This window comes from Pseudomonas sp. BN606 (assembly GCF_029873115.1).
Lineage (GTDB): Bacteria > Pseudomonadota > Gammaproteobacteria > Pseudomonadales > Pseudomonadaceae > Metapseudomonas.
In genome coordinates, this window is the sequence record NZ_SSOF01000086.1 from 1 (window position 1) to 3,817 (window position 3,817).

A 3,817-nucleotide genomic window follows, 5' to 3' on the forward strand; every position below is an offset into this window, starting at 1 on the left:
TATTTCTCAACTGGTTATTCATTACGAAAGTGAATGGTATTACCAGGAAAGAAAGTGGGATGCACTAGATAAAGTGTTGGGGCACACCACTTCCGCACCAATTCTGAACTGGGTGGTGGAAAAAGAGCGAATCAAACAGTTGAGTTGGTGGGAGGGTGTTGCAGAGAAGGTAAAACTTCCAAAAGAGGGTGGGGTGTACCACTTGCATCCTATAGAGCTTATGGCTTTTGGTAGTGGCATTTGCCCTCAAGAATGCATTGTAGACTCTTATAGCATGGAGACTCCTGTTGGAATCCTAATAGTCTCGAAGGAGTCGTTTGATTTTATTTTGGAAATGGAAGGGTACGAGGAATATCCGTATGTGCCGGCCGGGATAAGTGGGGTGACTGTAGGGTATGGCTACGATTTAGGTCAGCAGACAGTGGGGCAAGTGCGGGATGAATTGGGTGAGATATACACACCACAAAGCCTCGAAAGACTTTTGGCTGTGGTGGGTAGAAAAGGCGAAAGTGCTCGTACTGCTTTGTGCTCTGTTTCTGATATTTCAATATCTAAAGAAAAAGCTGGTGTCCTTGCTGTGAAAATGAAGAAGCGCTACGCAAGGCTTGTTCTTGATGCATACCCTGAGCTGACTAAGCTTCACCCCCATTGCCAAGGATCAATACTGTCGCTGGTCATCAATAGAGGGAGCGATTTCTATAACCCCAATCCCGCGTCGCGTGTAGAGATGAAGCAGATAGCTGAGGACCTAGCGACTGGCCAAGAAGAGCGCGTTCCGGGAAGAATTCGGTCGATGAAAAGGCTCTGGGAGGGGAAGCCTGGTCTTGGCGGGGTGATCGTTCGCAGGGAACAAGAGGCAAAACTATTTGAGAGAGGTTTGAAATGCAACTGCTGGCAATAGTGTTTTTCATATTCGGGTCGGTGTTTTCGGGGAGAGTACTTTCAAATGAGCGCTGCCTGCCATCAAGCATTGCTACTAGTGAAATATTGAAATGCATAAATAGGTCCTATGTGGCAGTCGATAAATTACTCAATGACCGCTATAAGGAAGTGCTGGGAGATGAGAATTTTATTTATAGGAAACAGCTTGTTGATGGTCAACGCCTATGGGTTAAATTCAGGGATTCACGGTGCAAGCATATTTACTATTCCGTTTATCCTGGGGAGGAGGCCGGAATAGAGAGGGATAGTTGTGTTTCTTCCATGACTTATTTTAGATTTTTAGAGCTTGTTTATATAGAAACCGGTTGGGGTGGGGGGAAATAAAAAGGATTTCAGAGTTGGCGATTATGGGAGATAAGGGGCGAATGTCAAGTGTTTATGAGGCAGTAATGAGCGCTTCTTTTGGGGTGGAGGGAGATGCATATTTTAGGGAAAATTGTGCCTTGGCAAAAATCCTATATGAAGAAGATTTTGACTCGTGCTTCTTCAGGATGAAGGTTCAAAATATGTAGTCTGTATGCTTTTGCTGCTTGTGCAGTGAAATTTTGAGGTAAATAGGGGAGGCGCGAGCCGGGCGTGGGCAGAACATCTATCGGCCAAAAACAAAACATGGCTGAAGCTCACCAAAGACACGCCGGTAATTACTCACCAGCCCTGCTACAACAAGACGTCGCCGCAAAACCAAGCTCACCCCGGCACGCCACGCAGCGCAGATTTTCTTGTGCTTCGCGTCATCCTCGATGGTCTGTCGTCTGAGCAGAAGATCGAACTGCTGAGGACCGAGACTGACGAGGCTATCGAATCCAACCGCGCCAGGGCCGACAAGTCTGATAGGGGGCCAGTCAGATCCCGCCTCTACGAGATCATCGATACCAACCGCGACGGCAGAATGACCGCCGAAGAGTTGCAGGCGGCACTGCGTATACCGGCGCATGCCCAGTCTATTTCTCAACTGGTTATTCATTACGAAAGTGAATGGTATTACCAGGAAAGAAAGTGGGATGCGCTGGATAAAGTGTTGGGGCACACGTTCTCGGCACCAATGCTTAATTGGATTGCGGAGAAAGAACGAGTCAAGAAACTTGCTTGGTGGGGAGAAGTGGCTGCGAAAGGAATATTTCCAAAAAGTGGGAGGGTTTGTCACTTACATCCAATCAGACTATTAACTCAGTTAAATATGATGCCGCGTGCTAACGATTTGGTAGTTGAAGCAGGTCAAGTGACTTTTGATGCTGAAGGAAATGACGATCCAGCAAGCTTCTACTTTAGTAGGCGCTTGCATTGGCCGGGTGGGGCATCTGGAGTAACTTTGGGGCGCGGTTATGACATGCGTCATCGTACCTCAGCATCAGTCTATGCAGATCTTATTGTCGCGGGGGTTGAGCCAGTTGCTGCCAAGCGTTTTTCTACTGGAGCAGGTTTGTACGGGCAAGTAGCAAGAGACTTTGTAAGCACAAATAGGGATGCGTTTGGAGCTATTTCTAGAGAGGCGCAGCGCGTACTATTTGAAGTTGTGGTTTATCCAGGGTATCTGTCTGCAGCAATGGAGCGGTATTCCAATGCCGTAGGTGCTGGAGAAGCTTCTTGGGATTCTCTTGATTCACGTATTCAGGACATGGCGGTAGACTTAACTTATCAACAAGGGCGTATGTGGGATAGGCAAATTCCATATATATCAGAAAATAACTCTGAGAAGCTTGCTGCCTACATACGCGAGACCCCTGAGCTTACGCAGTATGAGGCAGGAAGAGGGCGTGCCAAGTACTTAACTGGCAGGAAGGCTAAATGAAAAATTTGTCCGTTATTTTGCTAATGATTACTGCCGTATCTGTATGTTCTTCTGAGGAAAATGATAATTCTTCGGTAAGTAGCAGGGAAAAGGGGGAGGTGCTTTGGAGCGACGACTGGAGTGGGTGCTATGAAAATGAAAGCTATTTATGCACTTCTCCAATTGATGGTGCATCTTGTTCTGATGAGTTTCATGATTACTTAAGCATAGGTAAATCTATTTTTGGATATAGGGTGAGTTTATACAGTACTCAAGCCAGTCAGCACGTGTGCTCATTCTCATTTGATATGCAATTTGTGGCCGGAGAGCTGTTTAGGGGTACAAGTGAAGGTGCAATACGCTTGGTCAGAAATGGGGGCGATATTATAATAAGGTCTCAAGGGGTAGATCCTACGGCATTAGGTCTTGGGATATGTGGAGCGCATGCGGATGTTAATGGTCTTAAGTTTCCGCTAACAAAAGAAAATAAAAACTTACTTGAGTGCATGAGGGAGGAATTCTGATTTCCATCGACAGGGCGTGCTTCCGGGGGAAGCTCTGAAGAAGACATTCAGATTTTGGAAAATACCTGAAGTGCACCCGCCGAGCTTTCCGATTAAACAGATGACCATCGCTGATGCCGAGTACGCAGGCAAGTACAAGCAAACCCGCGAGGAGTTGTTCCTGATCGAACTGGATCAGTGTTGCCGTGGAAGGGCTTGGTTGTCCCTATCGAGCCGCATTACCCGACAGCTGAGTGCGTGAAGAACTTGGGGTTTCGCCTTGGCTCAGTACGTGGTCCTGGGAGGGCTTTGACGTCATCTACAACGACGACCCACCGCACAATGCCTTGGCATATTTCCTTCAGTCGATGTCCGCTTCGTTGGCTGACGAGGCTATCGAATCCAACCGCGCCAGGGCCGACAAGTCTGATAGGGGGCCAGTCAGATCCCGCCTCTACGAGATCATCGATACCAACCGCGACGGCAGAATGACCGCCGAAGAGTTGCAGGCGGCACTGCGTATACCGGCGCATGCCCAGTCTATTTCTCAACTGGTTATTCATTACGAAAGTGAATGGTATTACCAGGAAAGAAAGTGGGATGC

4 protein-coding genes and 2 pseudogenes are annotated in these 3,817 nt (G+C 47.6%); all 6 read left to right on the top strand.

Annotated elements, in window-relative coordinates; genetic code table 11:
* Nucleotides 1-901: pesticin C-terminus-like muramidase (locus tag E8E75_RS27920; RefSeq protein ID WP_280359992.1), on the top strand; the 901-nt coding region annotated here is incomplete at its 5' end.
* A complete protein-coding gene (locus E8E75_RS27925) occupies nt 883-1,266 on the top strand; it encodes a DUF1311 domain-containing protein (RefSeq protein WP_280359994.1) in 384 nt (127 codons plus the stop codon). The genes E8E75_RS27920 and E8E75_RS27925, both read left to right, overlap by 19 nt.
* 565 nt (nt 1,267-1,831) lie before the next feature.
* The gene (locus E8E75_RS27930; RefSeq protein ID WP_153918647.1) at nt 1,832-2,731 is read left to right on the top strand and encodes a hypothetical protein; all 900 of its coding nucleotides are present in this window, start codon (nt 1,832-1,834) and stop codon (nt 2,729-2,731) included.
* Complete coding sequence (locus E8E75_RS27935; protein ID WP_153918645.1) at nt 2,728-3,234, top strand: hypothetical protein; 507 nt, start codon at nt 2,728-2,730, stop codon at nt 3,232-3,234. The genes E8E75_RS27930 and E8E75_RS27935 overlap by 4 nt, the downstream gene beginning before the upstream one ends.
* A 91-nt stretch (nt 3,235-3,325) precedes the next feature.
* Nucleotides 3,326-3,459, top strand: a pseudogene (locus tag E8E75_RS27940) (IS5/IS1182 family transposase); the annotation flags it as partial.
* A gap of 8 nt (nt 3,460-3,467) precedes the next feature.
* A pseudogene (locus E8E75_RS27945) lies at nt 3,468-3,817 on the top strand (hypothetical protein); the annotation flags it as partial.

What these genes read in the sequence shown, in the direction of transcription:
- E8E75_RS27930 (WP_153918647.1), top strand. Translation starts at nt 1,832, where the DNA reads ATGACCGCCGAAGAGTTGCAGGCGGCACTGCGTATACCGGCGCATGCC.
- E8E75_RS27935 (WP_153918645.1), top strand. Translation starts at nt 2,728, where the DNA reads ATGAAAAATTTGTCCGTTATTTTGCTAATGATTACTGCCGTATCTGTA.
- E8E75_RS27925 (WP_280359994.1), top strand. Translation starts at nt 883, where the DNA reads ATGCAACTGCTGGCAATAGTGTTTTTCATATTCGGGTCGGTGTTTTCG.